General features: G+C 58.2%; 19 protein-coding genes. 9 read left to right on the top strand and 10 right to left on the bottom strand.

The features are described from left to right. The first annotated feature begins 57 nt into the window (after positions 1 to 57). The 4 genes from htpG to V2S86_RS14080 all read left to right on the top strand — a co-directional run bounded on the left by htpG (position 58) and on the right by V2S86_RS14080 (position 5,433). Positions 58 to 1,923 carry a molecular chaperone HtpG gene (htpG, locus tag V2S86_RS14095; RefSeq protein ID WP_330762907.1) on the top strand — a complete coding sequence of 622 codons (1,866 nt, stop codon included), beginning with the start codon at positions 58 to 60 and terminating at the stop codon, positions 1,921 to 1,923. Positions 1,924 to 2,251: 328 nt separating this feature from the next. Further along, the gene (gene adk / locus V2S86_RS14090; RefSeq protein WP_330762906.1) at positions 2,252 to 2,896 is read left to right on the top strand and encodes an adenylate kinase; all 645 of its coding nucleotides are present in this window, start codon (positions 2,252 to 2,254) and stop codon (positions 2,894 to 2,896) included. A 191-nt stretch (positions 2,897 to 3,087) separates the two neighbouring features. Beyond that, complete coding sequence (gene hemH, locus V2S86_RS14085) at positions 3,088 to 4,050, top strand: ferrochelatase (RefSeq protein WP_330762905.1); 963 nt, start codon at positions 3,088 to 3,090, stop codon at positions 4,048 to 4,050. A 78-nt stretch (positions 4,051 to 4,128) separates the two neighbouring features. Then, positions 4,129 to 5,433, top strand: a complete 1,305-nt coding sequence (locus V2S86_RS14080; protein WP_212558769.1) for an inosine/guanosine kinase — start codon at positions 4,129 to 4,131, stop codon at positions 5,431 to 5,433. Between the two features lie 51 nt (positions 5,434 to 5,484). Here V2S86_RS14080 and ybaL read toward each other — a convergent pair whose 3' ends face one another. Further along, positions 5,485 to 7,176, bottom strand: a complete 1,692-nt coding sequence (ybaL, locus tag V2S86_RS14075) for a YbaL family putative K(+) efflux transporter (RefSeq protein ID WP_330762904.1) — start codon at positions 7,174 to 7,176, stop codon at positions 5,485 to 5,487. Positions 7,177 to 7,420: 244 nt separating this feature from the next. Next, positions 7,421 to 8,641, bottom strand: coding sequence for an MFS transporter (locus tag V2S86_RS14070; RefSeq protein WP_330762903.1), 1,221 nt, complete (start codon positions 8,639 to 8,641; stop codon positions 7,421 to 7,423). 183 nt (positions 8,642 to 8,824) lie between these two features. Here V2S86_RS14070 and ushA point away from each other — a divergent pair, with 183 nt between their 5' ends. Further along, positions 8,825 to 10,477: a bifunctional UDP-sugar hydrolase/5'-nucleotidase UshA gene (gene ushA / locus V2S86_RS14065; protein ID WP_330762902.1), complete on the top strand. Its 1,653-nt coding sequence runs from the start codon at positions 8,825 to 8,827 to the stop codon at positions 10,475 to 10,477. A 161-nt stretch (positions 10,478 to 10,638) separates the two neighbouring features. On the opposite strand, the gene ybaK is transcribed toward ushA, so the two are convergent. The 3 genes from ybaK to copA form a co-directional block, all read right to left on the bottom strand. Next, positions 10,639 to 11,118, bottom strand: a complete 480-nt coding sequence (gene ybaK / locus V2S86_RS14060) for a Cys-tRNA(Pro)/Cys-tRNA(Cys) deacylase YbaK (RefSeq protein ID WP_126480785.1) — start codon at positions 11,116 to 11,118, stop codon at positions 10,639 to 10,641. Positions 11,119 to 11,346: 228 nt separating this feature from the next. Next, entirely contained in the window at positions 11,347 to 12,150 is an 804-nt protein-coding gene (locus tag V2S86_RS14055) for a TraB/GumN family protein (RefSeq protein WP_330762901.1), read from the bottom strand. Between the two features lie 170 nt (positions 12,151 to 12,320). Further along, positions 12,321 to 15,044: a copper-exporting P-type ATPase CopA gene (gene copA / locus V2S86_RS14050; RefSeq protein ID WP_330762900.1), complete on the bottom strand. Its 2,724-nt coding sequence runs from the start codon at positions 15,042 to 15,044 to the stop codon at positions 12,321 to 12,323. A gap of 106 nt (positions 15,045 to 15,150) precedes the next feature. On the opposite strand from copA, the gene cueR reads away from it, so the two are divergent. After that, complete coding sequence (gene cueR / locus V2S86_RS14045; RefSeq protein ID WP_126480791.1) at positions 15,151 to 15,552, top strand: Cu(I)-responsive transcriptional regulator; 402 nt, start codon at positions 15,151 to 15,153, stop codon at positions 15,550 to 15,552. Here the strand turns inward: cueR and V2S86_RS14040 are convergent. Together V2S86_RS14040 and V2S86_RS14035 are read right to left on the bottom strand one after the other, a co-directional pair. Further along, complete coding sequence (locus V2S86_RS14040) at positions 15,549 to 16,010, bottom strand: NfeD family protein (protein WP_197912935.1); 462 nt, start codon at positions 16,008 to 16,010, stop codon at positions 15,549 to 15,551. The genes cueR and V2S86_RS14040 overlap by 4 nt on opposite strands. 2 nt (positions 16,011 to 16,012) lie before the next feature. Then, positions 16,013 to 16,918, bottom strand: a complete 906-nt coding sequence (locus V2S86_RS14035) for an SPFH domain-containing protein (RefSeq protein ID WP_004949405.1) — start codon at positions 16,916 to 16,918, stop codon at positions 16,013 to 16,015. 261 nt (positions 16,919 to 17,179) lie between these two features. Between V2S86_RS14035 and cfa the strand changes: the two genes are divergently transcribed. Then, entirely contained in the window at positions 17,180 to 18,331 is a 1,152-nt protein-coding gene (gene cfa / locus V2S86_RS14030) for a cyclopropane fatty acyl phospholipid synthase (RefSeq protein WP_330762899.1), read from the top strand. Positions 18,332 to 18,613: 282 nt separating this feature from the next. Here the strand turns inward: cfa and V2S86_RS14025 are convergent, their stop codons facing one another. From V2S86_RS14025 to tesA, 3 genes are all read right to left on the bottom strand, one after another. Beyond that, entirely contained in the window at positions 18,614 to 19,468 is an 855-nt protein-coding gene (locus V2S86_RS14025) for a co-chaperone YbbN (RefSeq protein WP_330762898.1), read from the bottom strand. A 79-nt stretch (positions 19,469 to 19,547) separates the two neighbouring features. After that, positions 19,548 to 20,324 (bottom strand): SDR family oxidoreductase, encoded by a 777-nt coding sequence (locus V2S86_RS14020; RefSeq protein WP_004949412.1) that lies wholly within the window; start codon positions 20,322 to 20,324, stop codon positions 19,548 to 19,550. 25 nt (positions 20,325 to 20,349) lie between these two features. Next, positions 20,350 to 20,988 carry a multifunctional acyl-CoA thioesterase I/protease I/lysophospholipase L1 gene (gene tesA, locus V2S86_RS14015; protein ID WP_330763204.1) on the bottom strand — a complete coding sequence of 213 codons (639 nt, stop codon included), beginning with the start codon at positions 20,986 to 20,988 and terminating at the stop codon, positions 20,350 to 20,352. Between tesA and ybbA the strand changes: the two genes are divergently transcribed. Beyond that, positions 20,959 to 21,645 (top strand): putative ABC transporter ATP-binding protein YbbA, encoded by a 687-nt coding sequence (ybbA, locus tag V2S86_RS14010; protein ID WP_004949414.1) that lies wholly within the window; start codon positions 20,959 to 20,961, stop codon positions 21,643 to 21,645. The genes tesA and ybbA overlap by 30 nt on opposite strands. Beyond that, entirely contained in the window at positions 21,642 to 24,074 is a 2,433-nt protein-coding gene (ybbP, locus tag V2S86_RS14005) for a putative ABC transporter permease subunit YbbP (RefSeq protein ID WP_330762897.1), read from the top strand. Before ybbA ends, ybbP begins: the two co-directional genes overlap by 4 nt. Positions 24,075 to 24,445 lie beyond the last annotated feature (371 nt).

Below are 24,445 nucleotides of genomic sequence, written 5' to 3'. Positions count from 1 at the left end.
CACTTATTCCTCATTGTCCGGTTTTGGTAGCAACTGTCTTTGAGGTAATCAATGAGTATGAAAGGTCAAGAAACCCGCGGTTTCCAGTCTGAAGTAAAACAACTGCTTCATTTGATGATTCATTCGCTGTACTCCAATAAAGAAATCTTCCTGCGCGAGCTGATCTCCAACGCCTCGGATGCCGCCGACAAACTGCGTTTCCGCGCGCTGTCTGCGCCTGAGTTGTATGAAGGCGACGGCGAGCTGCGCGTACGCCTTTCGTTCGATAAAGACCAGCGCACGCTGACCATTGCCGATAACGGCATCGGCATGAGCCGCGACGAAGTGATCGAAAACCTCGGCACCATCGCTAAATCAGGCACTAAATCATTCCTGGAGTCTATCGGTTCCGACCAGGCCAAAGACAGCCAACTGATCGGCCAGTTCGGCGTCGGTTTCTATTCGGCGTTCATCGTGGCGGATAAAGTCACCGTGCGCACCCGTGCCGCCGGCGCGCCGGCCGATCAGGGCGTGTTCTGGGAGTCCGCCGGTGAAGGCGATTACACCATTGCCGATGTCACCAAAGAAGATCGCGGCACCGAGATCACCTTGCATCTGCGCGAAGGCGAAGATGAATACCTCGACGCCTGGCGTCTGCGCTCGGTGATTGGCAAATACTCCGATCACATCGCACTGCCGGTCGAAATTGAAAGCAAAAACGAAGAAGACGGCACCGTCACCTGGGAAAAAATCAACAAGGCGCAAGCCCTGTGGACCCGCAGCAAGGCTGACGTCACCGATGAAGAGTACAAAGAGTTCTACAAGCACATTGCTCACGACTTTACCGATCCGCTGAGCTGGAGCCATAACCGGGTGGAAGGCAAGCAGGAATACACCAGCTTGCTGTATATCCCGGCGCAGGCGCCGTGGGACATGTGGAACCGCGATCATAAACACGGCCTGAAGCTGTACGTGCAGCGCGTGTTTATCATGGACGACGCCGAGCAGTTCATGCCGAACTACCTGCGCTTCGTGCGTGGCCTGATAGATTCCAACGACCTGCCGCTGAACGTCTCGCGTGAGATCCTGCAAGACAGCCGCGTGACGCAAAACCTGCGCGGTGCGCTGACCAAACGCGTACTGCAGATGCTGGAAAAACTGGCTAAAGACGATGCCGAAGGCTACCAGAAGTTCTGGCAGCAGTTCGGCCTGGTGCTGAAAGAAGGCCCGGCAGAAGACGGTGCCAACAAAGAGGCCATCGCCAAGCTGCTGCGCTTCGCTTCTACCCAGGGCGACAGCTCGGCGCAAACCGTCTCGCTGGAAGAGTACGTCGGGCGCATGGCGGAAGGGCAGGATAAAATTTATTACATCACTGCCGACAGCTATGCCGCCGCCAAGAGCAGCCCGCACCTGGAGCTGTTCCGCAAAAAAGGCATCGAAGTGCTGCTGCTTTCCGATCGCATCGACGAATGGATGATGAGCTACCTGACCGAATTCGACGGCAAGCCATTCCAGTCGGTCAGCAAGGCGGATGAAGCGCTGGACAAACTGGCGGATGAAACAGAAGAACAGAAGGCTGCCGAGAAGCAGCTGGAGCCGTTTATAGACCGCGTGAAGACGCTGTTGGGCGATCGCGTGAAGGACGTGCGTCTGACGCACCGCCTGACCGATACGCCGGCCATTGTCACCACCGGTGCCGATGAAATGAGCACCCAGATGGCAAAACTGTTTGCCGCTGCGGGCCAGGAAGCACCGGAAGTGAAATACATTTTCGAGTTAAATCCGGAGCATGCGTTGGTCAAACGCGCATCCGATGTGGGTGATAACGAACAATTCGCCGAATGGATCGATCTGCTGATGGATCAGGCGCTGCTGGCTGAACGCGGCACGCTGGAAGATCCAAACCAGTTTATCCGTCGTATGAATAAGTTGTTGTCGGCATAATTTCCGGCTTATGCGCCCTTAACCGCAGGGTTAAGGGCGTATTCTTTGTTTTTTCTCCCTGATTTTCCCGTTTTACCCGCCTTGTTGCCCCTGCCGTTCCGCAATCGATTTCCTTGCGTACCTTGAGCCAGCCCCCCCGGAAATGGTATGGTTGAGCGTTTTCGCAATTTTATAAAAACTTAATACCCAAAAGATTTCAAATTGCGGCTAGGCGGCAAGTACGTGAGGCCCCGGGAGCTTACTCAGGTAAGTGACTGGGGGGAGCGTGTGTAGCCAACAACGCTGCGGTTTGAAAGATGAAGGGAACAATAGCAAGGGGATTTACGCAATGCGTATCATTCTGCTGGGCGCTCCGGGCGCTGGTAAAGGTACTCAGGCTCAATTCATCATGGAGAAATACGGTATTCCGCAAATCTCCACCGGTGATATGTTGCGCGCAGCCGTAAAGGCCGGCAGTGAACTGGGCAAGCAGGCGAAGGAAATCATGGACGCCGGCAAGCTGGTGACCGATGAGCTGGTAATTGCACTGGTCAAAGAACGCATCACCCAGGAAGATTGCCGTAACGGCTTCCTGCTGGACGGTTTTCCGCGCACCATTCCACAGGCCGACGCAATGAAAGAAGCCGGCATCAACGTGGATTACGTGTTGGAATTCGCCGTGCCGGACGAACTGATCGTCGATCGCATCGTGGGCCGTCGCGTACATGCGCCGTCTGGCCGCGTGTATCACGTTAAATTTAATCCGCCGCAGGTGGAAGACAAAGACGACGTGACCGGCGAAGAGCTGACCACCCGTAAAGACGATCAGGAAGAAACCGTGCGCAAGCGCCTGGTGGAATACCACCAGATGACCGCACCGCTGATTTCCTACTACAGCAAAGAAGCTGCAGCAGGCAACACCCAATACCGTAAAATCGACGGCACTCGTAAAGTGACCGAAGTGAGCGCTGAACTGGCGAGCATCCTCGGCTGATCGATTTTTATTGCTGTGCATAGCGCCAGGCCTTAGGTCTGGCGTTTTTTTTATCTGGCGACTGAGGTATCGCCTGTTGCTGATATCGGTTCCGGTGCAGCGCTTTTCCGCTACAATAGACGCCATTAATTGACGTTAACGCCCTGACCCAGAACGGGGTGTTAGCCTGCAAGGCATCAAGGGGAGCTGAGATGAAGCAAGAGAAACACGGAGTATTGCTGGTGAACCTGGGCACGCCGGATGCTCCTAGCTCGTCGGCGGTAAAACGCTATCTGAAGGAATTCCTCAGTGACGACCGCGTAGTCGATACTTCACCGCTGATCTGGTGGCCAATCCTTAATGGCGTGATCCTGCCGATCCGATCGCCGCGCGTTGCCAAACTGTATCAATCGGTATGGATGGAGGAAGGTTCGCCGCTGTTGGTCTACAGCCGGCGCCAGCAGCGCGCGCTGGCCGCACGCATGCCGAATACCCCGGTGGAGTTGGGGATGAGCTACGGCTCGCCGAGCCTGGCGGAAGCGATAGACAAGCTGTTGGCGCAAGGCGTAACCAATCTGGTGGTGCTGCCGCTGTATCCGCAATACTCCTGTTCGACCAGTGCGGCGGTGTGGGACGGTGTGGCGCGCGTACTGAAAGGCTACCGCCGCCTGCCGTCGATAGGTTTTATCCGTGACTATGCCGAGCACCCGGCCTACATCGCCGCGCTGCGGCAGAGCGTTGAGCGTTCGTTCGCCGAGCACGGCCTGCCGGATCGTCTGGTGTTGTCTTTCCATGGCATTCCCAAGCGTTATGCTCGCCTCGGCGACGATTATCCGCAACGCTGTGAAGATACGCTGCGCGCCCTGGCCGCTACGTTGCCGCTGGCACCGGACAGGGTCATGATGACCTACCAGTCGCGCTTTGGCCGCGAACCCTGGCTGACACCTTATACCGATGAAACCCTGAAAAGCCTGCCGGCGCAGGGCATCAAGCATATTCAGCTGATTTGCCCCGGCTTCTCGGCGGACTGCCTGGAAACGCTGGAAGAAATCAAAGAGCAGAACCGCGAGATCTTCCTCAAGGCCGGCGGTGAGAAGTTCGAGTATATTTCCGCGCTGAACGACGAGCCGGCGCATATAGATATGATGCAACAACTGGTGGCTCAGCGTTTTTGATTCCTGATACAGCCATCATCAAGCGGGCAGGAATGTGCTAACATTCTCTGCCTGTTAACTGCCACTGCCGCCAATCACATGAAATTTCCTGGTAAACGTAAGTCCAAGCACTATTTTCCGGTGAACGCCCGCGATCCGCTCTTGCAGCAAGTTCAGCCTGAAAATGAAGTCAGCACCTCTTATATCGTCGGCATTGACCAGACGCTGGTGGATATCGAAGCAAAAGTGGATGACGCGTTTATCCAGCGCTACGGCTTGAGCCTGGGGCATTCCCTGGTGATTGAGGATGACGTCGCCGAGGCGCTGTATCAGGAGCTAAGCGAAAACAATCAGATCGACCATCAGTTCGCCGGCGGCACCATCGGCAATACCCTGCACAACTATTCGGTGCTGGCGGATGACCGTTCGGTCCTGCTCGGCGTCATGTGCAGCAACATCAAAATCGGCAGCTATGCCTACCGTTATCTGTGCAATACCTCCAGCCGCACCGATCTTAACCACCTGCAGGCGGTTGACGGCGCCATTGGCCGCTGCTTCACCTTGATCACTGAAAGCGGCGAACGCACTTTCGCCATCAGCCCCGGGCAGATGAACCAACTGCGGCCGGAGAGCGTGCCGGAAGAGGTGATTGCAGGTGCATCGGCGCTGGTACTGACGTCGTATCTGGTGCGCTGCAAGGAGGGGGAGCCGATGCCTGCCGCCACCATGCAAGCCATAGAATTTGCCAAAAAACACGACGTGCCGGTGGTGCTGACGCTGGGCACCAAGTATGTGATTGCCGATAACCCGCAGTGGTGGCGCGATTTCCTGAAGCAGCACGTGTCGATTCTGGCGATGAACGAAGACGAAGCGCTGGAGCTGACCGGGCTGAGCGATCCGCTCACCGCCTCTGATATGGCGCTCGAGTGGGTGGATCTGGTGCTGTGCACCGCCGGGCCAAACGGCCTGTATATGGCGGGTTACACTGAAGAGGCCAATAAGCGGGAAACCCAGCATCCGTTGTTGCCGGGGCATATCGCCGAATTCAACCGTTATGAGTTCAGCCGCGCCATGCGTCGTGAAAGCTGTGAGAACCCGTTCCGCATTTATTCGCATATTGCGCCGTACATGGGCGGGCCGGAAAAAATCATGAACACCAACGGCGCCGGCGACGGTGCGCTGTCGGCGTTGTTGCATGATATCGCCGCCAACGGTTTTCACCGCAATAACGTGCCGAACTCCAGCAAGCATGTGCGCAGCTACCTGACTTACTCCTCGTTGGCGCAGGTGTGCAAATACGCCAACCGCGTCAGCTATCAGGTGCTGAACCAGCATTCACCGCGCCTGACGCGTGGCCTGCCGGAACGGGAAGACAGCCTGGAAGAGTCTTACTGGGAACGATAAAAAACAAAAGGTCCGGCAAGCCGGACCTTTTTTGAATCATCGCTTTTCACGTCAAATCGGGCAGGCGCCCATTTTCTCTTCTTCGCTCAGCGTATCCAGCTTAAGGATATTCAACATGCTGTTGGCGATTTCCCGCTCGCCCATCACGACCTGGTCGGCACCGCGATCTGAGATGTATGACACCTCGTCATCGTAATGCGCGCGGGCGATAATCTCGATGTTTGGCCGTTTGTTGCGCGCAGAGGCGACGATCTCCCCGGCCTCGTAGCCGTTTGGAATGGTCAGCAACAGCCAGCGTGCGCAGTCGAGCCTTGCCAGATCCATCACCTCCGGATTGGCGGCGTTGCCCAGCACCGTCTTGATACCCTGTTCACGCAACGCTTCGACCCGAGGGCGAGAGTTCTCGATCACCACCAGCGGAATACCGGCCTCGGCCAGTTTTGCGCCCAGCAGGCTACCGACGCGGCCATAACCGACCAGCAGGGCGTGATTGCACATATCGAACGGGATCTGCTTTTCTTCTTCCACCGCTTCTTCCAGGATTTGGTCTTCCATGGTTTCGGTTTTGGCCAGATAACGTTCAAGCAGGGTGAACAGCAGCGGGTTGAGCATGATCGACAAAATGGCGCCGGCCAGCACCAGATTACGACCGTGTTCCGACATCATGCCGAGCGAGATGCCAAGGCCGGCCAAAATGAAGGCGAACTCGCCGATCTGCGCCAGGCTGGCTGAGATGGTCAGCGCGGTGCGCTTGGAGTGGCCGAACATTTTCACCAGCAGGAATGCCGCCGCCGATTTGCCGAACACGATAATCGCCAGCGTCGCCAGCACCGCCAGCGGCTCGTTGATGAGGATCATCGGATCAAACAGCATGCCGACCGAGACAAAGAACAGCACCGCGAAAGCATCGCGCAGCGGCAGCGTGTCGTGGGCTGCACGGTGGCTCAGCTCCGACTCGTTCAGCACCATGCCGGCGAAGAACGCCCCCAAAGCGAAGGAAACGTCGAACAGCTTTACGGCGCCATAGGCAATGCCGAGCGCCAGCGCCAGCACCGCCAGGGTAAACAGCTCGCGGGAACCGGTGCTGGCGGTTTTTGCCAGGATCCACGGCACCAGACGGCGGCCAACCACAATCATCAACGCGATAAAGGCGATGACCTTGCCGATGGTGATCGCCAGATCAATCAGCAACTGGCTGCTGCTGGCGTTGTCATTGCCCATCATGTTGCCGAAGGCCGGCAGCAGCACCAACGTCAGCACCATCGCCAGGTCTTCCACGATCAGCCAGCCGATGGCGATTTGCCCTCGCTGGCTGTCAATCAGCTGGCGTTCTTCGAGTGCACGCAGCAGTACCACGGTACTGGCGGTGGACAGACACAGCCCGAACACCAACCCGGAAATCAAATCCCAGCCGAGCAGCTTCGACAGCCCCATACCCAGCAAGGTGGCGACGGCAATTTGTGCCACGGCGCCGGGAATGGCGATATGTTTTACTGCGAGGAGGTCTTTAAGAGAGAAATGGAGGCCAACACCGAACATCAACAAAATCACGCCAATTTCCGCCAGTTCCGGTGCCAGCGAGGTGTCGGCAACAAACCCGGGGGTAAAGGGGCCGGCGAGCACGCCTGCTGCAAGGTATCCTACCAGTGGGGAGATGCGCAGGCGATTCGCCAGCATACCGAGGAGGAAGGCGAGTACTAACCCTCCGACAATAGTAGTGATTAACGGTGTTGAATTATGCATCCAGACTCCTTCTAGCTATGCATGGCGGCAGAGGGAAAGCGCAACGAAGTTACGAAAAGATACATTTAGTTTATTGCATTTGTGCATGCCTTGCTTGGCTAAATTTGTATTTTTTGCGGAAAAGCAGAGGATTCCGCCTTGAACGGGCCAGTGAGGGGATTTATCAATTAATAAGTCAAATAACATTGATTTATGTGGGAGATAACCCGGCTGAATGATATTTATCAACCGGGCTGTAGCAGGGTTATTGCGCGTTATGATCCATATTAGGCAGTAATGCAGTAATAATGCCGATCAAGGGTAAGAAAGCACAGATTTGGTAGACCAATTCGATGCTGGTCAAATCTGCGACATAACCAAGAACTGCCGCACCTAACCCCCCCATACCAAAAGCAAAACCGAAGAATAAACCGGAAACCATGCCAACTTTCCCCGGAATCAGCTCCTGAGCGTAGACCAGAATGGCCGAAAACGCCGAGGCGAGAATTACTCCTATGATCACCGTCAAAATGCCGGTCCAGTATAAAGATGCATAGGGTAAAACAAGCGTGAAAGGGGCTGCGCCGAGTATGGAGCCCCAAATGACGTATTTCCGGCCTATCTTGTCGCCCAGTGGCCCGCCGATAATGGTACCGGCGGCGACAGCGAACAGGAAGGCGAACAGATGTATCTGAGCATTCTGAACCGAAACGCCGAACTTATGCATCAGATAAAAGGTGTAATAGCTGCTGATGCTGGCCAAATAGAAATATTTGGAGAATATCAGTACCAGCAGGATGGCGAGGGCATAGGTGACGGTACGTTTTGGCAGCGGTTGTCGCGCAGCGGCAGTTTTAGGCAAGCTTTTTGTTGCCTGATGCTGTTGCTGATACCACTTGCTGACCTGCAGCAGCACCACAATAGCCAACAGTGCCGCCAGTGAGAACCAGGCGACGTTGCCCTTGCCGTAAGGCGCGATAATCAATGCCGCCAACAGGGGGCCAAGCGAGCTGCCAAAGTTGCCGCCGACCTGGAACAGCGACTGCGCCAGACCATGCCGACCACCGGAAGCCATACGCGCCACGCGAGACGATTCCGGGTGGAACACCGAAGAGCCGGTACCGACCAGCGCCGCGGCCAGCAACACCAGTGGGAAGGTATTGGCTACCGACAGCAGCAGCAGGCCGCACAAGGTGAAGCCCATACCGATCGGCAGCGAATAAGGCTGCGGGTGTTTATCGGTGAAGTGGCCGATCAGCGGTTGTAGCAATGAAGCGGTTAATTGGTAGGTCAGGGTAATCATACCGATTTGCACAAAGCTGAGGTTGAAATCGGCCTGCAGGATCGGGTAAATCGCCAGGATCAGCGACTGAATCATGTCGTTCAGCAAGTGGGATACGCTGATGGCGCCGAGGATCGAGAAAGCGGTGCCTTTAACCGCGCCGCCCTTGGCCGGCGGCATGACGGTTTCGCTACGGTCGGTCATTTTATTATTAGCCTGGTAAGTTTTAGAGTTCAGAGCAGATTATCTTAGGCAAGTTGTTCAATTTTTACCATATCCGACATAATTTGACTCACATCGCAAAAATTTGAAATCACTCGCCTTTGTTTCGCGCTACAATTTCGACCACCTCAAAAAAACAGTGCATTTTCATCATGGAGAGCCGCCATGCGTTTTTCGTTAAAAACCACCGCATGCGCCTTGGCCGTGTCCCTGACTTTCCTGTCGGGAACCGCCAGCGCCTGGGAAAAGGATAAGACCTACGACATCACCGTCTTGCATACCAACGATCACCACGGCCATTTCTGGCAGAACGATCACGGTGAGTACGGTCTGGGTGCGCAGAAAACCCTGGTGGACGGCATTCGCCAGGAAGTGGCGGCCAAGGGGGGCAGCCTGCTGCTGTTGTCCGGCGGTGATATCAATACCGGCGTGCCGGAGTCCGATCTGCAGGATGCCGAGCCGGATTTTCGCGGCATGAACCTGGTGGGTTACGATGCGATGGCGATCGGCAACCATGAGTTCGACAATCCGCTCAGCGTGCTGCGTCAGCAGGAGAAATGGGCGACCTTCCCGCTGCTGTCGGCCAATATCTATCAGAAAAGCACCCAGCAGCGCCTGTTCAAACCTTACGCCTTATTCGACAAGCAGGGTATCAAGATTGCGGTTATCGGCCTGACTACCGACGATACCGCCAAGATCGGCAACCCGGAATATTTCACCGATATCGAGTTCCGCGTGCCGGCGCAGGAGGCGAAACAAGTGGTTGAGCAACTGCGCAAAGATGAAAAACCGGACGTGATCATCGCCGCCACTCACATGGGCCATTACGATGACGGCAACCACGGTTCCAACGCGCCGGGCGATGTCGAGATGGCGCGCAGTCTGCCGGCAGGTTATCTGGATATGATCGTCGGCGGCCACTCACAGGATCCGGTCTGTATGGCCGGCGAAAACCACAAGCAGGTAGACTACGTGCCGGGCACTCCGTGTTCGCCGGATCGCCAAAACGGAACCTGGATCGTCCAGGCGCACGAGTGGGGCAAATACGTCGGCCGCGCCGACTTCCAGTTCCGCAACGGCGAACTGAAGCTGGTGCATTATCAGCTGATCCCGGTCAACCTGAAGAAGAAGGTGGAAAAAGCCGACGGCACCAGCGAGCGGGTGTATTACACCCAGCAAATTCAGGAAGATCCTTCCATGATGAAACTGCTGACACCGTTCCAGGACAAGGGCAAGGCGCAGCTTGAGGTTAAAATCGGCAGCGTAAACGGCAAGCTGGAGGGCGATCGCAGCAAGGTGCGCTTCGTTCAGACCAACCTGTCGCGCGTGCTGCTGGCGGCGCAAATGGAGCGTGCCGACGCCGATTTTGCGGTGATGAGCGGCGGTGGGGTGCGTGATTCGATCGAATCCGGCGACATTACCTATAAAAACGTGCTCAAGGTGCAGCCGTTTGGCAACACGCTGGTGTATGCCGAGATGAAAGGCAGCGAGGTAGAAAAATACCTGGCGGTGGTGGCTAACATGAAGGTGGATTCCGGCGCTTACGCGCAGTTTGCCAACGTCAGCCTGACGGCGGACGGCAAGGGCGTCAGCAACGTGAAGATCAAGGGTGAGCCACTGCAGGCGGACAAAACCTATCGTATGGCGACGCTGAACTTCAATGCGTTGGGCGGCGACGGTTATCCGAAGCTGGATACTCTGCCAGGCTACGTCAACACCGGCTTTATCGATGCCGAAGTGCTGAAACAGTATATCGAGAAGCACTCTCCGCTGGATGCGGCGGCCTATGAGCCGAAGGGCGAGATTGTTTATCAGTAAGCTTTTACCCGTCATACTTGACGTTGTCTCTGCGTTGGCTGCATCCGCTCACCCCAGTCTCATAGCCCTCTATGCTCCTGGGGATTTACGTTCTTGCCGTCTTGATACAACGTCAATTATTTAGGGTAAAAGTGGTGGCTGGGGGCAGATGTACCCGCTCTTTAATCGCGCTTGGCGATATCGGCGAAGCTGCCGGCCAGCAGGCGGCATAAATCGCCGGCGGCCAGTTCGATGTCCAACCCGCGTTTGCCGCCGGAGACGTAAATGGTGGCGAACTGCTGTGCCGGGCTGTCGATCACCGTCGGCAGCCGCTTTTTCTGCCCCAGCGGGCTAATGCCGCCGACCAGATAACCCGTCACGCGTTGCGCCAGTTGCGGATCGGCCATTTCCGCTTTCTTTGCGCCCAGGGCGCGGGCGACCTTTTTCAAATCCAACTGGGTCGCGACCGGCGTTACCGCCACCGCCAGCTGTTTGGCATCGCCGTTCAGCGCCACCAGCAGCGTTTTATAGACGCGATCGGCATCGAGCCCAAGTTTCTGTACCGCTTCATCACCGAAGTGGGTTTCTGCACTGTCGTGATGGTAGGGATGAAGGGTAAACGCGATTTTTTGTTTCTCAAGCAGGATCACTGCGGGCGTCATACTGTTTTCCTATTTTCCCCCTGTCGGGGACGTTGCAACGCGAAGCAACAAAATTACAAAAATACAACGGCGGCAGCAACCTGAGCCGCTGTTACATAAAGCGGGTTGCCAAGGTGTTCACTGGGTTGCTACCCTGTCTACTGTAACCGTTAACACGGTTGCTATGCGTATAACTAAAATACAAGAAATTCCTCTTTGACTGGCCAGTAGCGATATTGGCCACTTTTTTTACTGCGCCTGAAGCATCGCCGGCAGATTGTCTTCGCCGTACAGATGCAGCGCGCCCACCGCCACCACGTAGTTGCCGGCCGGCAACGCCTCCAGTTTCTGCCGCCAGTCCCGGTTGCGCCGATGCATCAGCACGTCGTACAGATCGGCGCTGAAGGTGGCGGGCAGGGTTTCCAGCGCGCCGTTGGGTTTCGCGTCAAGCCACCAGCTCACCATGGTTTGCAGCAGCCGCGCATTGGTGTGCCAGTGCTCCAGCGTATCGCGCAACAGCGCCATGCCGCCTTCCGGCAATTGTTCCAGCATCGCCATCTGCTGTTCCGCGCCTTCCAGCTCAATCACCTTTTTGTGTTGTTGCCGGGCGGCCTGCAACAGCTGATAGTCCACGCCGTATTCGGCGCGTAGCCCCAGTCGCTGAGCCTGGCGGGCCTGCATCGTCAGCGCCACTTGCCAGCCGGGGAGGGTAGAGAACGCTTCGGCGTCGGTGCCCAGTTCCTGGCACAGGGTCAACAGCTGCTGAAACTCGGTATCGGAAAGGCGCTCCACCAGCTTGGGTTGTGCGTCGGTGCGGTCAAACGGCGAAGCGGAGCCGGTGATATCGGCTTCGACAATCAGGGCGTCAGCCTGTTTCAGGCGGGTAGCCAGCGTGGCCGGCAGCGGCGCCATATCCACCGTGCCCATATGAATGCTGCCCACCAAATGGAATTGACGATCGCCGGGCAGCCGGATATCCAGCGCCGGGTAGGCGTAGGTCATCGGAGAAAGAATGCCGAGAAAGGCGGCGATGCGGCGTAATAGCTTACCCATACAGCGTGGCTCCTTATTTTCCCCGCGAGTTTGCAAGCGACGGCCTGGCCCCTCTGGCGGGTAACGCGGTTGTGCCATGCTAAACGCTATCCGCCACACAAGAAAGCCTGAAGAGTGGGGGAATTATCCCAAAGGAAGCGGGGCGCAAGGATTTGCGCCCCCTGTGGCATTCAGCGTTTCGGTTTAAAACGCAGCAGCCGGTTGGCGTTGCTGACTACGGTAATGGAAGACAGCGCCATTGCTGCGCCCGCCACTACCGGGCTGAGCAGCGTGCCGGTCAGCGGATACAGCACTCCGGCGGCGATGGGAATGCCGAGCGTGTTGTAAATGAATGCCCCGAGCAGGTTCTGTTTCATGTTGCGCAGCGTGGCCTTCGACAGTTCCAGCGCGTCGGCGACGCCATTCAGGCTGTGGCGCATCAAGGTGATGGCGGCGGTTTCGATAGCGATGTCGCTGCCGCTGCCCATCGCGATGCCCACGTCGGCTTGCGCCAGTGCCGGGGCGTCGTTGATGCCATCGCCGACCATTGCCACGCGGTGACCCTGCGCCTGCAACTGTTTGATCGCCTCGGCCTTGCCGTCCGGCAGCACGCCGGCGATGACCTTGTCGATTCCTGCCTCTTTGGCAATGGCGTTGGCGGTCACCGGGTTGTCGCCGGTCAGCATCACCAGTTGATAGCCCTGACGATGCAAACGCTGCAGCGCTTCAACGCTGTCGCTGCGCAGCGGATCGCGGATGGCGATCAGGGCAGCCGGCTGCCCGTCGGCTGCCAGCAGCACCGGCGTAATGCCGCGCTCCGCTTGTTGCTGCATCAGTGCCTCCAGCGGCGCTGTGGTCGCCACCTGGTGCTGTTGCAACAGCGCGGCGTTGCCCAGCAGCAGCTTCACGCCGTCCACTTCGCCGCTGACGCCGGCACCGCGCAGGGTCCGGAACTGCTCAACCGGCGGCAGCGCTTGCCCGGCGGCGTGCTCAACGATGGCCCGCGCCAATGGGTGGCTGGCACCTTGTTCCAGCGCGGCGGCCCAACGCAGCGCCTGCTGCTCGCCGATCTGATTGAAGGTGAAGATCTCCACCACGCGCGGCTGGCCTTCGGTGAGGGTGCCGGTTTTATCAAACACCAGCGTATCCAGAGTGCTGGCCTGCTGCAACGCATCGGCATCGCGCACCAGTACGCCGAACTCGGCCGCACGGCCAACGCCGGAAATGATCGACATCGGTGTCGCCAGGCCCAGTGCGCAAGGGCAGGCGATGATCAATACCGTCGTGGCGATCACCAGCGTGTAAACCAATTGCGGCTGCGGGCCGAAGAGATACCAGATCGCCGCGCTGAACAGGGCGATGGCCACCACCACCGGCACGAACACCGCAGAAATGCGGTCCGCCAGTTTGCCGATCTCCGGCTTGCTGCTTTGCGCCTGACGCACCAGTTTGATGATTCGCGCCAGCGTGGTTTTGCTGCCGATTGCGCCGGCGCGAAACAGCACGCTGCCGTCATCCACCACCGTACCGGCATGCACCGTATCGCCAATGCCTTTCTGCTGCGGCACCGCTTCGCCGGTCAGCATAGCTTCGTCCAGCCACACTTCGCCCTGCACAATTTCGCCGTCCACCGGGATACGATCGCCGGTGGTCAGGCGCAGCGTCATGCCGAGCTGCACCTGTGCCAACGCAATGGTTTTCTCGCCGTCGTCGGTCACCAGCCGCGCCGTCGGCGGCGTCAGGTCCAGCAGCCGCTCCAGCGCCTGCGACGAACGCTGGCGCGCCCGCTGCTCCAGCGCATGGCCGAGGTTGATCAGACCGATGATCATGGCGCTGGCCTCGTAGTACAGGTGCCGCGCCTCCATCGGGAAGAAATTGGGCCACAGGTTGACGCTGATCGAATACAGCCAGGCGGCGCCGGTGCCGAGTGCGACCAGCGTATCCATGGTGGCGCTGCCGTTGCGCAGCGCGCGCCAGGCGTTGCGGTAAAAATGCCCGCCGGCGAACACCATCACCGCCAGCGTGATCAGGCCAACCAGCAGCCACGGCCGCTGGGTTTCCGGTGTCAGCGACATACTGCCGCCAAACAGGCCCCAGGCCATCAGCGGAATGCCCAGCGCCAGGCCGAGCGCCGCCTGCCAGCGGAAGCGCTTCATGTTGGCCTGCGCGGTCTGCTGTTGGCGCTCGCGGCGTTCGGTTTCGTCCTGGATCATTTCCGCGCCGTAGCCGGCTTTTTCCACCGCCGCCACCAGCGCCTGCGGATCGGCACCGCCGGTAATCAACGCGCTACGTTCTGCCAGATTGACCCGCGCCTGTTCGACGCCGGGCACGCTTTGCAGCGCGCTTTGGACTTTACTGACACAGCTGGCGCAACTCATGCCGCTGAGCAGCAGTTGAACGCTGTCATCATCGTCGTTGAGGTGGGTTACCGGAAGGGAAGAGAGGGCCGCTGCCTGGGGTTCCGGCAATTCAGGGGCTGATTCAGTCAACGGCTCAGTTTTTGGGAGAAGGGCGGCTCCATTGACGCTGGCGTGATAACCGGCCTCTTCTACTGCGGCGATCAATGCCTCGGGAGCGGCATCGCCATAGATCTTGGCCGACTCGATGCCGACCTCTGCCGCGATCACGCCCGGGACCGCTTCCAGCGCTTTGCGGGTGCTGGCGGCGCAGTGCATGCAGCTCAGGCCGCTCAGTTGCAGTTCGGTATCCGGTCGTTGCGCTACGGCAGCCTGGTAACCGGCGGCGATCACGCTGTCGATCAGCGCCTGGCTCGGCGCATCGCCGGTGACTTTGGCGTAATGGACGTTGACCTCTGCCTGTTCGACATCGCTGCGGCTTTCCAGGGCTTTTTTCACCCGTTGCGCGCAGTTCATGCAGGTTAACCCCTGCAACGCCAGCACGGTGGTTTGTGACATGATTCGGTTCCTCGCTCAAGTGCGGTGTTTAAAGGTTGACCGCTTAGCCTATTTTCACTAAGAATGAGGTTAAACCTTCCAGCAAGGGGAAGGTCAAGGAGTGAAAATGAATATCAGCGACGTGGCGAAAAAAACCGGTTTAACCAGCAAGGCGATCCGCTTTTATGAAGAGAAAGGGCTGGTTACCGCGCCGATCCGTACCGATAACGGTTACCGCAGCTATAACCCGAAGCATATTGAAGAGCTGACGCTGCTGCGCCAGGCGCGACAGGTGGGTTTTAACCTGGATGAGTGTCGCGAGCTGGTGGCGTTGTTTAACGATCCGGCCCGGCATAGCGCCGATGTGAAAGCGCGCACGCTGCAAAAAGTGGCGGATATTGAAAAACACATCGGTGAGTTGGGCGAGATGCGCCAGCGTCTGCTGGCGCTGGCGAACGAATGCCCGGGCGATGACGGGGCGGAATGCCCGATCATTAATAACCTGGCCGGTTGCTGCCACAATCACTAGCGCGTAACGGCACGGATCACCAGGGTGACGCCCTCGACGGCAATCACTTCCACTTCGGTCCCTATCGCCAGATCTTCACTGGCCTGCGCGCGCCAACTGCTGTCACCGATGTTAATGCGGCCCATGCCGTTATGCATGGCTTCAGTCAAGGTAGCGCGGGTGCCGATCAACTGGCGGTTGCGTTGGTTCAGCACCTGAGAGCCGCTGGATGCCGCAGCCGGTCGCTGCCGCAGCCAGTACCACCACAGATAGGCCACGACAATGGTCAGTACGGCAAAAATCACCCCCTGCCACTCCCAGGCCAACTGCGGCAGCAGCCAGACGATCGCCCCGACCACCACCGCCGACACGCCGCTCCATAACAGGTAACCGCTGGCGCCGAGCATCTCGGCCGCCAGCAGCAGCCCGCCGAGCGAAAGCCAGAACCAGTGCGGGTTTGCTGCAATTTGTTCGAGCATGATTACTTGCCTTTGGTGTCTTTCAACAGCTCGGCAATGCCACCGATTGAACCGAGCAGGCTGCTGGCGTCCAGCGGCATCATAATGACTTTACTGTTGTTGGCGGAGCCGATCTTCTGCAGTGCATCGGTGTATTTCTGCGCCACAAAATAGTTCACCGCCTGGATATTGCCGCTGGCAATAGCGTCGGAAACCAACTGAGTGGCCCGAGCTTCCGCTTCTGCGGCACGTTCGCGCGCTTCGGCCTGCAGGAATGCCGACTGGCGTTCGCCCTCGGCTTTCAGGATCTGCGATTGCTTATCCCCTTCGGCGCGCAGAATGGCTGCCTGGCGCACGCCTTCGGCCTCAAGAATATCCGCACGCTTGGTACGTTCGGCCTTCATCTGGGCGTTCATTGAGGCGATCAGTTCGGCAGGCGGGCGCACGTCGCGGATCTCGATACGGGTGATCTTGACGCCCCACGGGTTGGTGGCTTCGTCCACGATATGCAGCAGGCGGCTGTTGATGCTGTCACGTTGCGACAGGATTTCGTCCAGCTCCATTGAGCCGAGCACGGTACGGAAGTTGGTCATGGTCAGGTTGACGATCGCCCGCTCAAGGTTGCTGACCTCGTAAGCGGCGCGCGCCGGATCCACCACCTGGATAAAGCACACCGCATCGATGGCCACGTTGGCATTATCGCGCGAGATGATTTCCTGCGAGGGAATATCCAGCACCTGTTCCATCATATTAATTTTTCTGCCGATGCGATCCATAAAGGGCACGACCAGATTCAAACCGGGCATCAGCGTTTTGGTGTAGCGGCCGAAGCGTTCCACCGTCCATTGGAACCCTTGCGGTACAATTTTGACGCCGGCGAAGACGATGATCAGCGCGACGACAATCACGATGGGGATAAGGGTAAACATGGCAAACCTCCTGTCAGACATATGTAAGAAGATTTTACGCCACCGCGGAGGGAAAGCCTAATATCCCCGGTCGTTTCAGGAGATAAATCAGTATAGGGAGCGATAACATTCCAAATTGGCATGTTTCCAATAATTTTACTTCATTTCATGACGTTGTCTGTCTTGGCTAGAGTGGGATCGGCCGCTGCGCTTATTTCAAACTTTTGTCATTTCTATTTGCGACTATGCTTTTTGAAGTGACATCTTGCGCCAAGGATCGTTATGGACTCAATCAGTGTCGATGAACTCGCCCAGAAAAAAGATCGCTGGTATCTCATCGTGGAAGAAATGCTGGCTGCGGCCGGTATTGCCATCAACGGGAATAATGCATGTGATCTTCAGGTGCACAACCCGGGCTTATTTAAACGCATTTTGCAGGAAGGCTCGCTCGGGTTTGGCGAAAGCTATATGGACGGCTGGTGGGATTGCGAAAGGCTGGACGCGCTATTTACCCGCATCCTGCATTTCGGCGTTGATGAACGCCTGCCAAAACACCTGACGGACATTACGCGGATCGCCTATGCGCGGTTGTTTAACCGGCAATCACGCAAACGCGCCTGGCAGGTGGGGAAAGAGCATTACGACATCGGCAACGATCTGTTCCGTGCGATGCTCGATCCCTATATGCAATATTCCTGCGGTTACTGGAAGGACGCGGAAACGCTGGAGCAGGCGCAACTGGCTAAGCTGAAAATGATCTGCGAGAAGCTGCAACTGAAACCGGGCATGTCGCTGCTGGACATCGGTTGCGGCTGGGGCGGGCTGGCGCAGTATGCGGCGGAAAATTACGGTGTGTCGGTGTACGGCGTGACCATTTCGGCCGAGCAGCAAAAGCTGGCTCAGGAGCGCTGTCAGGGGCTGGACGTAGAGATTCTGCTGCAGGATTACCGCGATTTGAACCGCCAATTTGACCGCATCGTTTCCGTCGGTATGTTTGAACACGTCGGGCCGAAAAACTACGATACCTATTTCAGCGTCGCGGAGCGCAATCTGAAGCCCGATGGCCTGTTCCTGCTGCACACCATTGGCGCCAACCAAACCAATCTCCACGTCGACGCCTGGATTGATAAATACATCTTCCCCAACGGTTGCCTGCCCTCGGTGCGTCAAATCGCCGAAGCCAGCGAAAAGCGTTTTGTGATGGAGGATTGGCATAATATCGGCGCCGATTACGATCGCACGCTGATGGCCTGGTATGAGAATTTCAAACGGGCGTGGCCGGCGCTGTCAGAAAATTACTCTGAGCGCTTCGAGCGGATGTTCACCTATTACCTGAATGCCTGCGCGGGCGCGTTCCGTTCGCGCGATATCCAGCTGTGGCAAGTGTTGTTCAGCCCGAAAGGCGTTGATGGCGGTATTCGAGTCTACCGCTGATATCCCCGTCATATTTCGAGCTGCCTCGGCGTTGGCCGCGTTTGTGCGCCCCAGTCACTTACTTGAGTAAGCTCCTGGGGACTTACAAACTTGCCGCCTGGATGCAACTCGAACTATTTAGGGGATACCACTCCAGTTTTTTGCTTTGGCATAACATCTACCCAATGGATTTCCTGTTGCATCTAGGCGGCAAGCGCGAGAAGCCCCAGGAGCTTAGATAACTAAGTGACTGGGGTTCGAACGTGCAGCCAACAACGATGCGGCTGGAAAGACGAAGGGTATTTAGTAGAGCAGAGAGTACAGCTGACGACGGTACTTAGCCGCTAATGCGTCACCGGTGCCCAGTGCGGCCAGGATATCCATCAGCGTCTTGCGCGCGCTGCCGTTGGCGGCGGCCAGATCTTTCTTCAAGTGCCCCATCAGCAGTTCCAGCGCTTCTTCGTTGCGCCCCACCTGATGCAGTTGCAGCGCCAGTTGCACGGCCAGCTCGACGTTCTCCGGCTGTTGTTGCACCTGTTGTTGCAACAGCTGGATTTCCGGCGTGTCGGCCGCCTGCTTCAGCAATTCAATCTGCGCCACCAGGCCCTGATAACGGGTATCGCGATCCTGTAGCGGGATAGTCGCCAGCACCGCCTCGGCCTCTTCGGTGCGGTTCAGCGCGATCTGGGTTTCCGCCAGCGTCAGGCCGATATCACTGCGTTGCCGGCTGGCTTGCCAGGCGTCTTTCAACAGCGGTAGCGCGTCAGCCGCATTGCCTTCAGCCAGCAGTTCGGTTGCCTGTGCCAGTTTCAGATCTTCTTCCTTCGGCAGGAAGCGCTGCAGGAATTCGCGGATGACCTCTTCCGGCTGCGGGCCCTGGAAGCCGTCGACCGGTTGGCCGTCTTTGAACAGGTAAACCGTAGGGAGGGAACGTAGCCCGAATTGGGCGGCGATCGCTTGTTCTACGTCGCAGTCCACTTTGGCCAACAAGAACTGACCGGCATATTCCGCCGCCAGTTTATCCAGTACCGGAGTGAGCTGCAGGCAGTGTTGGCTGCGCTCTGACCAGAAGTAGAACAGCACCGGCAGGGACATCGATTGTTCCAGCGTTTGGTGCAGGTTTGTTTCGTTAATATCAACAACAGCTTGAGCTAGCATGTGATTTTCTCTCTGATCTTGCGGAGCCATTGGCTTTTAGATGGGGGCGGGGCGCCATTCTTCAACCCCTGTGGCCCAATTAACCGTTGCTGCGCAGCAGCCAGTCCAGGCAGCGGCCGGGCAGAATGCGGCGCAATACGCTCAGCGCGTGCGCCAACAAGGTCACCGGATAGCGCAGCCTGGCGCGTGGGTTTTCCAGCGCGTGGCGCAGCTTCGGCAAAATGGCCTCCGGCGGCAGCGTCAAACGTTTGGCGATACCGGGGTTATGCACCGGATTATCGCTCTGCGCCTGGTTCACGTTCTGGGTAAAGTGGGTCGAAATCGGGCCGGGCTCAATCAGGCTGACCTGAATGCCGGTGCCGTGCAGCTCCATGCGCAGCGCGTCGGACCAGGCTTCTAGCGCAAACTTGCTGGCGGCATAGGCGCCGCGTCCGGCGCTGGAGACCAGCCCCATCACCGAACTGGTTTGAATAATGCGCCCTTCGCCGTGCGGCAGCATCGCCGGCAACAGCAACTGGGTCAACTGATGGGTACCAAACAGGTTGGTGGAGAATTGCCGCTCCAACTGTTGACGGGAAATGCTGCTCAGCGGGCCGTAAACGCCGAAGCCGCCATTGTTGAACAGGCCATACAGCCGGCCGCCGGTCAGCGCTATCACCTGCGCCGCCGCGCGTTCGACGCTGTCGCTGTCGTCCAGATCCAGCTCAATGCCTTCCAGCCCCAGTTGACGCATATTTTCCACGTCCTGCGGCTTGCGGCAGGCGGCCAGCACCCGGTAGCCGCGATTACGCAGATCCTGCGCTGCAATCAGTCCTATCCCGCTGGAACAGCCGGTTATCAATACCGCTTTTTGCATAACTTTACCTAGTGTACAACCCTATTTAGTTAGACTCATGTTTTACTAGAGGTTCCAGGCGTTCCGCCATCCAGGTGGCGATAAACGGTTGGGCGTCCTTATTGGGGTGCAATCCGTCATCCTGCATCCATTCCGCTTTTATCACCACCTGTTCCATGTAGAACGGCAGCAGTGGAATGTTGAACTGCCTGGCAAGCTGCGGGTAAATCGCGCTGAAAGCCTCGGTATAGCGGCGGCCATAGTTGGGCGGAATGTGGATTTGCATCAGCAGCGGCTGCGCACCGGCCTGCTGCACCAGAGTAATGATCTGGCTGATATCGCGTTGCACGTCCTGCGCCGGGAAACCGCGCAGGCCGTCGTTGGCGCCCAGTTCGATCAGCACCCAGCGCGGTTGGTGTTGTTTCAGCAGTGCAGGCAGGCGCGCCAGCCCTTGAGCGGCGGTGTCGCCGCTGATGCTGGCGTTCACCAACTGCGGATCGCCCGGTTTTTTCTGCCATTGGTCGGCCAGCAGCGTCGGCCAGGCCTGCTCCACCGGCAAGCGGTAACCGGCGCTTAAACTGTCGCCTAAAATCAATAAGGTATCGGCGGCGACAGCGCGTAAACTGAATAATCCCAACAGCAAAAGGAAGGGAAGATGCCAGCGGAAAACGTTCTTGAAGTTCATCATCTTAGTAAACACGTTGGTCAGGGTGAGCATCAGCTCTCCATCCTTACCGGAGTCGAGCTGGTTGTCAAACCCGCGCAGACGATTGCCCTGATTGGCGAATCCGGCTCGGGCAAATCGACGCTGCTGGGGATCCTCGCCGGGTTGGACGACGGCAGCGAAGGGGACGTGCATTTGTTGGGGGAATCGCTGACCGCGCTGGACGAAGAAGGGCGCGCGGCCCTGCGCGCCAAAAACGTCGGCTTCGTATTTCAGTCATTTATGCTGGTGCCGACGCTCAACGCGCTGGAGAACGTGCAATTGCCGGCGCTGCTGCGCGGCGAGAGCGACAGGCAGAGCCGCGAGCAGGCGGTTCAGTTGCTGGAGCAGTTGGGGCTGGGGAAAAGGCTCGATCACCTGCCGGCGCAACTTTCCGGCGGTGAGCAGCAGCGGGTTGCGTTGGCGCGCGCCTTCAGCGGCCGGCCGCGGGTGCTGTTTGCCGATGAGCCCACCGGCAACCTCGATCGCCAGACCGGCGAACGCATCGCCGATTTGCTGTTCTCCCTCAACCGCGATTTCTCCACCACCCTGATCCTGGTCACCCATGACGAAACCCTGGCGGCGCGCTGCCAGCGGCGGTTGCGCCTGCGTGAAGGCAAGCTGTGGGAGGAAGCATGATCTGGCGCTGGTTTTGGCGGGAGTGGCGATCGCCGTCACTGCTGATTGTCTGGCTGGCGCTGACGCTGTCGATGGCCTGCGTGTTGGCGCTGGGCAGCATCAGCGATCGTATGGACAAGGGGCTGAGCCAGCAGAGCCGCGATTTCATCGCCGGTGACCGGGTGCTGCGCAGCGCCCGGCCGGTGCCGGAAGGCTGGCTGCTGGATGCACGGCAGGAAGGGCTGAAAGTGAGCCGCCAGCTGTCGTTCACCACCATGACTTACGCCGGCGACAGGCCGCAACTGGCGGACGTGAAAGCCACCGATTTGGCCTATCCGCTGTACGGCAAGCTGGAAACGCGCCCGGCCAACGTCAAGCTTGCTCCGGGGTCGGTGCTGGTGGCACCGCGTTTGCTGGCGTTGCTGAATGTGAAAGTGGGGGATTCGCTGGACGTGGGCGACACGCGCTTGCGCATTGCCGGTGAAATCCTTCAGGAGCCGGACTCCGGCTTCAATCCGTTCCAGACTGCGCCGCGCATCATGATCAACCTAGCGGATGTGGATAAAACCGGGGCGGTGCAGCCGGGCAGTCGCCTGACTTACCGCTATATGTTCGCCGGCGCCCCGGAGAACGTTCAGCGTTACGAAACGCGTCTGACACCGCAGCTGCAACCCGACCAGCGTTGGTTTGGATTGCAGGAGTCCGGCAGCGCGCTGGGCAAATCGCTGCAACGATCGCAGCAATTCCTGTTGCTGTCGGCACTGCTGACTCTGCTGTTGTCGATTGCCGCCGTGGCGGTGGCCATGAGCCACTATTGCCGCAGCCGTTACGATCTGATCGCAGTGCTGAAAACGCTGGGTGCCGGCCGCAGCGCTTTGCGCAAGCTGATTGTCGGCCAGTGGCTGGCAGTCATTTTGCTGGCGGCGGCGTGCGGCGGCATTATCGGCCTGGGGTTTGAAGCGGTGCTGATCCGGCTGCTGGCACCGGTGTTGCCGGCGGAATTGCCTGCCGCCGGGGCCTGGCCGTGGTTGTGGGCGATCGGCGCGTTGCTGATGATTTCGCTGCTGGTGGGGTTGCGGCCGTACCGGCAGTTGCTGGCGACCCAGCCGCTGCGGGTGCTGCGCCGCGACGTGGTGGCTAACGTCTGGCCGCTGCGCTATTTCCTGCCGGTGACGGCGGTGATTGTGGTAGCGCTGCTGACCGCATTAATGGGAGCCAGCACGCTGCTGTGGTCGATCCTCGCCGGTATTCTGGTGCTGGCGCTGCTGTTGGGCGCTATTGGCTGGGGCAGTTTGTTGCTGCTGCGCCGTATTACGCTGAAGAACCTGGCGCTGCGGTTAGCGGTCAATCGCCTGCTGCATCAACCCTGGGTAACGGTCAGCCAACTGGCGGCGTTTTCGCTGTCGTTTATGCTGCTGGCGTTGTTGCTGGTGCTGCGTGGCGATCTGCTCGAACGCTGGCAACAGCAACTGCCACCGGACAGCCCGAACTACTTCCTGCTGAACCTGACTGAAGCGCAGGTACCGCAGGTGAAAACCTTCCTGCAGCAGCACCAGGTCAAGCCGGAAACCTATTATCCGATTGTGCGTGTGCGCCTGACCGAGATTAATCAGCAGGTGGCGACCGAGCGGGTGCATGAGGACGATCCGGGCGGTGAAGCAGTTAACCGTGAGCTGAACCTGACCTGGCTGGCGGATCTGCCGGCGCACAATCCACTGCTGGCGGGCAGTTGGCCACCGAAGGCCGGTGAGGTGTCGATGGATCAGGGCATTGCCGGGCGGCTCAAGATTAAACTGGGCGACACGCTGACCTTCAGCGGCGATACCCAGTCGTTCAGCGCCAAGGTCACCAGCCTGCGGCAGGTGGATTGGGAAAGCCTGAAGCCGAACTTTTACTTCATCTTCCCGCCGGGTGCGCTGGACGGTCAACCGCAGACCTGGCTTACCAGTTTCCGCTATGACGGGGACGGCCAGATGCTGACCCAGCTCAACCGGCAATTCCCGACGCTCAGCCTGCTGGACATCGGGTCAATCCTCAAGCAGGTCGGCGGGGTGCTGCAACAGGTCAGCCGCGCATTGGAGGTGATGGTGGTGCTGGTAGTGCTTTGCGGTGGCTTGTTGCTGATGGCGCAGGTGCAAGTGGGTATGCGGCAGCGGCGCCAGGAACTGGTGGTGTACCGTACTCTGGGGGCCGGCAAGCGCCTGTTGCGCAGCACGCTGTGGTGCGAGTTTGCGCTGCTGGGGCTGGTGGCGGGGGTAGCCGCTGCGGTGGGGGCGGAAGCGGCACTGTGGCTGTTGCAAAGCCAGGTATTCGACTTCCCGTGGGCACCCACGCCGGTGCTGTGGTGGGCGTTGCCGTTGCTCAGTGCGCTGCTGCTGTCGCTGTGCGGCGGCTGGCTGGGCGTGCGGTTGCTGCGCGGCCAGGCATTGTTCCGCAGTTACGACGGCTAAACCGTTGCATAGTCGGCCCGGCTCTCTGTTATCGGGTGCCGGGCCGATACCTTTGCTATTGAAAATACAAATATTTCCTTTTCAAACTCCCTGCCTGAAAACGCCTTTTCCCTTCCACATTGCTCTGTGTGGAGTCTTTGGCTTAAGTGAAATCGCTTACAAATAAATGGCTATCCTTAAAGATTAATATCGACGTCTGATAAGCGAGGTTTTTATCTTGGGAGTGTCAGTAATTGATGTGAATTTTTTTATAAATATAATCAATATTATATGGTGAATTTGGCTTGCCGATACGTGAGTTTTTGAAAATGAAAATAATGTAACCGTTTCCACTAATGTGATCTCACTCACTTACCTCCTGCGGATTGCCT

The sequence above is a fragment of the Serratia sp. C2(1) genome (assembly GCF_036352655.1).
GTDB lineage: Bacteria > Pseudomonadota > Gammaproteobacteria > Enterobacterales > Enterobacteriaceae > Serratia > Serratia inhibens.
Note: the sequence above shows the minus strand (reverse complement) of the source record. Positions and strands in the feature narration are given on the sequence as shown.

What these genes read in the sequence shown, in the direction of transcription:
- cueR (WP_126480791.1), top strand. Translation starts at nt 15,151, where the DNA reads ATGAATATCAGCGACGTGGCGAAAAAAACCGGTTTAACCAGCAAGGCG.
- tesA (WP_330763204.1), bottom strand. Translation starts at nt 20,988, where the DNA reads ATGAACTTCAAGAACGTTTTCCGCTGGCATCTTCCCTTCCTTTTGCTG.
- hemH (WP_330762905.1), top strand. Translation starts at nt 3,088, where the DNA reads ATGAAGCAAGAGAAACACGGAGTATTGCTGGTGAACCTGGGCACGCCG.
- ybbA (WP_004949414.1), top strand. Translation starts at nt 20,959, where the DNA reads ATGCCAGCGGAAAACGTTCTTGAAGTTCATCATCTTAGTAAACACGTT.
- ybaL (WP_330762904.1), bottom strand. Translation starts at nt 7,176, where the DNA reads ATGCATAATTCAACACCGTTAATCACTACTATTGTCGGAGGGTTAGTA.
- V2S86_RS14055 (WP_330762901.1), bottom strand. Translation starts at nt 12,150, where the DNA reads ATGGGTAAGCTATTACGCCGCATCGCCGCCTTTCTCGGCATTCTTTCT.
- ybbP (WP_330762897.1), top strand. Translation starts at nt 21,642, where the DNA reads ATGATCTGGCGCTGGTTTTGGCGGGAGTGGCGATCGCCGTCACTGCTG.
- V2S86_RS14025 (WP_330762898.1), bottom strand. Translation starts at nt 19,468, where the DNA reads ATGCTAGCTCAAGCTGTTGTTGATATTAACGAAACAAACCTGCACCAA.
- copA (WP_330762900.1), bottom strand. Translation starts at nt 15,044, where the DNA reads ATGTCACAAACCACCGTGCTGGCGTTGCAGGGGTTAACCTGCATGAAC.
- V2S86_RS14070 (WP_330762903.1), bottom strand. Translation starts at nt 8,641, where the DNA reads ATGACCGACCGTAGCGAAACCGTCATGCCGCCGGCCAAGGGCGGCGCG.
- htpG (WP_330762907.1), top strand. Translation starts at nt 58, where the DNA reads ATGAAAGGTCAAGAAACCCGCGGTTTCCAGTCTGAAGTAAAACAACTG.
- ybaK (WP_126480785.1), bottom strand. Translation starts at nt 11,118, where the DNA reads ATGACGCCCGCAGTGATCCTGCTTGAGAAACAAAAAATCGCGTTTACC.
- V2S86_RS14080 (WP_212558769.1), top strand. Translation starts at nt 4,129, where the DNA reads ATGAAATTTCCTGGTAAACGTAAGTCCAAGCACTATTTTCCGGTGAAC.
- ushA (WP_330762902.1), top strand. Translation starts at nt 8,825, where the DNA reads ATGCGTTTTTCGTTAAAAACCACCGCATGCGCCTTGGCCGTGTCCCTG.
- adk (WP_330762906.1), top strand. Translation starts at nt 2,252, where the DNA reads ATGCGTATCATTCTGCTGGGCGCTCCGGGCGCTGGTAAAGGTACTCAG.
- V2S86_RS14020 (WP_004949412.1), bottom strand. Translation starts at nt 20,324, where the DNA reads ATGCAAAAAGCGGTATTGATAACCGGCTGTTCCAGCGGGATAGGACTG.
- cfa (WP_330762899.1), top strand. Translation starts at nt 17,180, where the DNA reads ATGGACTCAATCAGTGTCGATGAACTCGCCCAGAAAAAAGATCGCTGG.
- V2S86_RS14035 (WP_004949405.1), bottom strand. Translation starts at nt 16,918, where the DNA reads ATGTTTACCCTTATCCCCATCGTGATTGTCGTCGCGCTGATCATCGTC.
- V2S86_RS14040 (WP_197912935.1), bottom strand. Translation starts at nt 16,010, where the DNA reads ATGCTCGAACAAATTGCAGCAAACCCGCACTGGTTCTGGCTTTCGCTC.